Raw genomic sequence first — 5,981 nt, 5'->3', positions numbered from 1 at the left:
CTGGACAGAGTTTCTATTACAATGACTTGGTTTTCGTCTGTAATCTTTTTGGATAGTTTGTGCAAGAAATCCTTCCGTTGATTGGCGATTTTTTCGTGTTTCTTAGCAACCACCAAGCGGGCTTTGTTTCGGTTCTTACCGCCTTTTTGTTTGCGGAACAACGAACGCTGGGCTTTCTTGAGTTGCTTTTCTGATTTATACAGATGTTTGGGGTTTTTGTATTTCTTTATCTCACCTAAATCGTTGGTAGTGATAGCGAAATCCGAAAGGCCTAAATCAATCCCGATTTTCCTTTCGGTGATTTCCATTTTCTCCTCTTCTGATTTCACCAGAATAGAAACGAAATACTTTCCGGACTTGTTCATGGAAATGGTGCACGACTTGATGACTCCTTCAAACTTTCTGTGTTGCTTCAGTTTCACGAAACCAATTTTTGGAAGTTTGATTTTTCCGTTTTCCATTCGGATATTTCCGCCTTGGTTATTGGTGGTATAACTCGCTTTTGACTTGTGTTTGGATTTGAACTTCGGGAAACCGACGGACTTGTCTCGGTAAAAGTTTTTATAGGCTCTTTCCAGATTTTGTTGGGCATTCGCCAAGGCTAGACTGTCCACTTCTTTCAAAAATGAAAATTCTTTTTTGTACTGAGCCGGTGTATTGTGGAGCATCTGTTTCGTTTCTTTGTAGTGGTCGATTTTGTCGCTGAGCATTTTGTTGTAGATGAAGCGGACGCATCCGAAACAGTTCGCAAAATAGTCTTTTTGTTGTTCGGTTGGGTATAATCTGTACTTGTATGCTTTCAACATATTTGTCACCTCCTCTTTTAGTTTTCTACTTGATTATACTGTAAAAATACCGTACAATCAAGTCGGGGGTGAACATATGTCTGACAAAGAACGCGTAGAAATACGCATGCCAAAAATCATTTTAGAAAAAGTAGACGCCTATCAAAAAGAAAATGGACTGCCGACAAGAACAGCAGCTATCCTCGAACTAATAAGAAAAGGTCTTGAAAAATAAATTCAAGCTATCGCTTGACCGACATTCATCTCCCACTTTCACTGGTGCTTCGCACCCATACGTTTAGAAGTGGGAGACTTCTTTCGGAATTACGTTAAAATAAATGGGACCTTTGGCAGAAAATACATATGTCTGTCAAAGGTCTTTTTAGTAATAATGGCAAGATTATGGATAATGAGAAATAGTATCATTCTCATCTGAATGAATTGACTAGGATCATACTTAAGATTGTGCTATCTTTAACATATAAGGCATGGACTAGGGGGACTAAGATGACTGCATTATTCAAAAATAACAAGCCAATGCTTCTGACCGTGATCAGCGGGTTTTTGATTCTGTTCGGAGGCGTTGCTTCATATAATAACTGGGGACCGATGGATGTTGTCCTCTTTCTCAGTGCCTTTGTTATTGGCGGATATTATCAGGGGAAAGAAGGCATAATGGAGCTGGTCAAAGACAGGTCGCTAAATGTTGACATTCTTATGGTTCTGGCAGCAGTAGGGGCATCGATCATCGGTTTCTGGCTGGAGGGTGCTCTGCTGATTTTCATTTTCTCACTTAGTGGCTCACTTGAAATCTACACAACAAATAAAAGTACAGATGCCATTTCTCACCTGATGAAGCTTACACCTGACACAGCTCTCCGCCTCACAAAAGAAGGCAGAACTGAAGAAGTCGAAACTGAAGCTCTCGAAATAGGTGACTGTGTCCTTGTTCCGAAGGGAGCTGCCATTCCTATAGACGGTCAGCTAATCAGTCAGTATGGGCTCATCGATGAATCAGCAGTCTCAGGCGAATCGGTCCCTGTAAGTAAGCAGGCGGAAGATGTAGTGATCGGGGGAACTGTGAATATTTCTCAGCCTATTAAGGTTCGTGTGACCACTGACTATTCAGACACACTTTTCGCTAAAATAATCAGACTAGTTGATGAAGCGCAAGGTACACCGTCTCAGACAGCAACATTCATTCAGTCGATAGAAACGCATTATGTAAAAATTGTTCTAGTTTTTGTGCCAGTCATGATTCTTGTTTTTCTCTATATTCTTGGTTGGGGTTTCACAGAATCATTTTACAGAGGAATGGTCCTGCTTACTGTTGCTTCACCTTGTGCTTTGATGGCTTCAGCCAGTCCCGCCACTTTATCGGCGATTTCTAACGGAGCTAAAAACGGCGTGCTGTATAAAGGCGGTTCCTACCTTGAGAATTTTAGTCATATCAGCGCAGTTGCATTTGATAAAACCGGAACTCTGACTGAAGGAGCACCGAAAGTGACGGATGTGGTATTTAATGATCAGTCATATGGCAAGGAGATCCAGCAGGTCGTTGTCGCTATGGAGAAACAGTCCAGCCACCCCCTTGCGAGAGCAGTTGTCGATCATTTGAGTGCTGAAACGGAAGGCAGACTGTTCCACTTTGACCTGATCAATGAAGTAGAAGGAAAAGGGATGGAAGGCGTTGACGGAACAGACAGATATAAAATAGGAAAGAAAGAATTTGTTGTTAAAAATGATGATGATTACTTGGCAATTGAAGCAATGAACAGACAGAATGAGGGAAAGACAGTTTTGTATGTATCAAAAAATGATGAACTGACTGCCTATATTGCTTTACTGGATCTCCCGGCTCCCGGAGCAAAAGAAACAGTAGACTATTTTAAAAGTCACAACATCAGGACGCTCATGATAACTGGAGACAATCAGGCGACAGGTGAATCGATCGGTTCATTGATAGGAGTCGATGAGGTGATAGCCAACTGCCTACCTGACGAAAAAGCGGAACTGATTCTGGAACTGAAGAAACGGTACGGCACAATTGTCATGGTAGGCGATGGCATAAACGATGCTCCGGCTCTGGCGAATGCCTCCATCGGAATTGCAATGGGTGCGGGAACGGATCTCGCTATGGAAGCTGCTGACGTGGTGCTTGTAAAAAATGATCTGCAGCAGCTGTCTTATAGTCATAAACTGTCCAGACGCCTGAACAGAATCATAATGCAGAATGTTGTATTTTCGATTGCCGTGATTGTTTTTCTGATCATAGTGAATCTGCTGCAGCTGATCAATCTTCCTTTAGGAGTCATTGGACACGAAGGCAGCACGATACTAGTTATACTGAACGGCCTGCGTCTGCTCAGATGATCGAGTTTTCAGCACAACAGTTAAAGGAGAATGCCCCCATGGATTTATATGATATTGAAGTAGAAACGATTGAAGGAAAGAAACAGACACTGGATGAATATAGAGATAACTGGCTGATTATTGTCAATACGGCCAGCAAGTGCGGTCTAGTGGGGCAGCTTGAAGGGCTCCAGAGTATATACAACGCATACAAAGATAAGGGAGTCCGGGTACTAGGCTTCCCCTGTGACCAGTTTATGAATCAGGAGCCGCTGGAAAATGACGAAATAAAGGAATTCTGTACCATGAACTATAGCGTGACTTTTCCATTATTTAAAAAAATCAAAGTCAACGGGAATGACGCTCACCCCTTGTACAAGTATCTTAAAGAACAGACAGGCGGGAAGATGATTAAATGGAACTATACTAAGTTTTTAATAGGGCCGCAGGAATCAGTGATCGAACGTTTCTCTCCTGTATCTGGTCCTGAAAAAGTAGAAGAAGAACTGAAAAAGCAGTTAGATAAATAAAAAAGAAGATTTCTTCACATGTAAAACATTTAAAACAAAGTCTTGTTAAGTTACCGAATCACAGTTGTTTGGTGCTGACAAGGCTTTTATTTATGCAGTTTAGCTTAATTTTTTTTAAATATTAGAGCTTTCTTCTTGAAATGTAATTGACATAAAGTTGAAACATGCTATGATTAATGTGAATTAAATCACAATTAATTAGGAGAAACAACAATGGCAAAGTGGAACAAATTATTACTTATTACAGCAAGCATGGGGTTACTAGCTGCTTGTGACAACGCTGCAGAAACAGAGGAGCCGGCTGAAGAAGTGGAAGAAACAGAAGCTGAAGTTACAACTGGCGCTACTCAAGTTCGTGTAAATGATGAAGATACATTACTCGAAGGGTTATCCAGTGACGGAGCTTGGATCGTTATTTTCGAAGATGATATCACCACTGATGAAGATCTCGTTATGGTAGAAGGTTTCGAGAATAAAGGAGAAACTGAACGTAAGCTTGCATTATACGCTCAGGATGCCGACCGTAACGTAACAGAAACCTTTACTCTGACTGCCCCAAGCATCACTATTCAGAACGAAAACACCCGTCTGCAGAATGGTACATTTGTAGGAGACGTGTATGTAGAAGCTAACGGATTTAAATTAGTTGGTGGAACAATCGATGGAGACTTGATCTTCGCAAGTGAAGAACTTCAGGAATCAGCAGAAATCGACGATGACGCAACAGTAACGGGTGAAATCAGAGTCGAAGGTGAAGAAGGCGAAACTGCCGACGTCACTACAGGAGCAACACAAGTTCAAGTCAGTGACGAAGCGTCTCTTCTAGAAGGACTGTCAAGTAACGGTGCATGGATCGTCATGTTCGAAGATGACATTACAACAGATGAAGATCTAGTCATGGTCGACGGATTTGAAAACAAAGGTGAGTCAGAACGTAAACTGGCACTGTATCAGCAGGATGCAGACCGCAACCTTACTGCCAGCTTTACTTTAACAGCACCGAGCATCGCACTTCAGAACGAAAACACCCGTCTGCAGAATGGTACATTTGTAGGAGACGTGTATGTAGAAGCTAACGGATTTAAATTAGTTGGTGGAACAATCGATGGAGACTTGATCTTCGCAAGTGAAGAATTTGAAGCATCATCAGAAATCGATGAGAATTCAGAAGTTACAGGCGATATTAGGGTAGACTAGTTTTGACTCCAGGATGACCGCCAGGATAGATAGGGCGGTCATCTTTCACATTGCTGAACAGATTGACTCTGTGAACAATTACTCAACAATCTGACACATGTTAGTTAGAAGGGCAGTTTTTATTAAACAAATGAGATAGGATATTTTGAAGTTTTTCCTTTTTTTATAAGAAAGTAAGCGATTGACATTTCACAAAAATAAGCCCTGTAATTATAAACGTATGAGTAATAATTAAGATGATTTTAGTGGGTTGAATTGTTGACTGCTTCACAAATGTAAGGTATAGTATAATTAGTAATGAGTCGGGGAAGAACTGTCCGAATTAATCATTCTCTCCTTCTTCTCCGTTCATTCTATGATCAATAAAATTTCCATCAGGAAAGGTAAGGGATAATTATAGATATTTTGAAAAAGAAATTAGCTGCAGGCGCTGCAGTAGTAGCACTAGGCGGATTTTTGGCAGCATGTGACAATGGTGCAGATACTGACGACAACGGAGACAATGGCGATGCTGTAACAGCTGCATCTATTACAGATGATGCCAGTGAAGTTGAAGCTTCTCTAAGTGCTGACGGAAACTGGATTACTGCTATAACAGCTGATGTAACTATCGACGGAGACTTGACAGTTGCAGGTACATTCTACGACAAGGATGACGAAGACGGAGATGTTTACCGCAAACTGGCGCTTTACGACCAGGATGAAGATCGTAATGTAACTAATGAGTACACTCTATCTGTCGGCACAATGATTGTTGAATCACCAAACTTCCGTATTCAGGAAGGTACAGTAGACGGAGACGTATACGTAGAAGAAGACGGATTCGAACTATCCAACGCTACAGTAACAGGAGACGTGACATTCGCTTCTCAGGAATTCATGGATTCAGCATTATTGGATGAAGGAACTGTAGAAGGCGAAGTCAGCGTAGACGAATAAGTCTATTCTACTGAAACATCATCACCTGCGGACACAGGAGAGACCGGGTATCAGATTTAATTACCTAAAAGGGGGCAGCTCTATGCACAATACGTGCACAGAGCTGTTTTTTGGTGCGCCCGGCATGGGCGACAACTTGGTGGTGAAAGTCCACTACAGGCTTTGCAGTAGGAACTGT

The 5,981-nt window shown here is 41.6% G+C and carries 6 protein-coding genes; 5 read left to right on the top strand and 1 reads right to left on the bottom strand.

Annotated features, from left to right (window positions below; genetic code table 11):
* Nucleotides 1-806, bottom strand: an 806-nt coding sequence (locus tag ABFX15_RS09575; RefSeq protein WP_346025197.1) for an RNA-guided endonuclease TnpB family protein, incomplete at its 3' end; no start/stop codon positions are given.
* 76 nt (nucleotides 807-882) lie between these two features.
* Here ABFX15_RS09575 and ABFX15_RS09570 point away from each other — a divergent pair.
* The 5 genes from ABFX15_RS09570 (at nucleotide 883) to ABFX15_RS09550 (ending at nucleotide 5,803) form a co-directional block, all read left to right on the top strand.
* Entirely contained in the window at nucleotides 883-1,020 is a 138-nt protein-coding gene (locus ABFX15_RS09570) for a ribbon-helix-helix domain-containing protein (RefSeq protein ID WP_176759613.1), read from the top strand.
* A 272-nt stretch (nucleotides 1,021-1,292) separates the two neighbouring features.
* The gene (locus tag ABFX15_RS09565; protein WP_346025196.1) at nucleotides 1,293-3,158 is read left to right on the top strand and encodes a heavy metal translocating P-type ATPase; all 1,866 of its coding nucleotides are present in this window, start codon (nucleotides 1,293-1,295) and stop codon (nucleotides 3,156-3,158) included.
* 38 nt (nucleotides 3,159-3,196) lie between these two features.
* Nucleotides 3,197-3,667 carry a glutathione peroxidase gene (locus ABFX15_RS09560; RefSeq protein ID WP_346025195.1) on the top strand — a complete coding sequence of 157 codons (471 nt, stop codon included), beginning with the start codon at nucleotides 3,197-3,199 and terminating at the stop codon, nucleotides 3,665-3,667.
* A 213-nt stretch (nucleotides 3,668-3,880) separates the two neighbouring features.
* Nucleotides 3,881-4,864 (top strand): hypothetical protein, encoded by a 984-nt coding sequence (locus ABFX15_RS09555; protein WP_346025194.1) that lies wholly within the window; start codon nucleotides 3,881-3,883, stop codon nucleotides 4,862-4,864.
* A 405-nt stretch (nucleotides 4,865-5,269) separates the two neighbouring features.
* Nucleotides 5,270-5,803, top strand: a complete 534-nt coding sequence (locus ABFX15_RS09550; protein WP_346025193.1) for a polymer-forming cytoskeletal protein — start codon at nucleotides 5,270-5,272, stop codon at nucleotides 5,801-5,803.
* Nucleotides 5,804-5,981 lie beyond the last annotated feature (178 nt).

The sequence above is a fragment of the Alkalibacterium indicireducens genome, from assembly GCF_039522005.1.
GTDB lineage: Bacteria > Bacillota > Bacilli > Lactobacillales > Carnobacteriaceae_A > Alkalibacterium > Alkalibacterium indicireducens.
Note: the sequence above shows the minus strand (reverse complement) of the source record. Positions and strands in the feature narration are given on the sequence as shown.

Bases quoted from the DNA above. Each gene is read 5' to 3' on its own strand.
- ABFX15_RS09555 (WP_346025194.1), top strand. From the start codon at position 3,881: ATGGCAAAGTGGAACAAATTATTACTTATTACAGCAAGCATGGGGTTA.
- ABFX15_RS09565 (WP_346025196.1), top strand. From the start codon at position 1,293: ATGACTGCATTATTCAAAAATAACAAGCCAATGCTTCTGACCGTGATC.
- ABFX15_RS09570 (WP_176759613.1), top strand. From the start codon at position 883: ATGTCTGACAAAGAACGCGTAGAAATACGCATGCCAAAAATCATTTTA.
- ABFX15_RS09560 (WP_346025195.1), top strand. From the start codon at position 3,197: ATGGATTTATATGATATTGAAGTAGAAACGATTGAAGGAAAGAAACAG.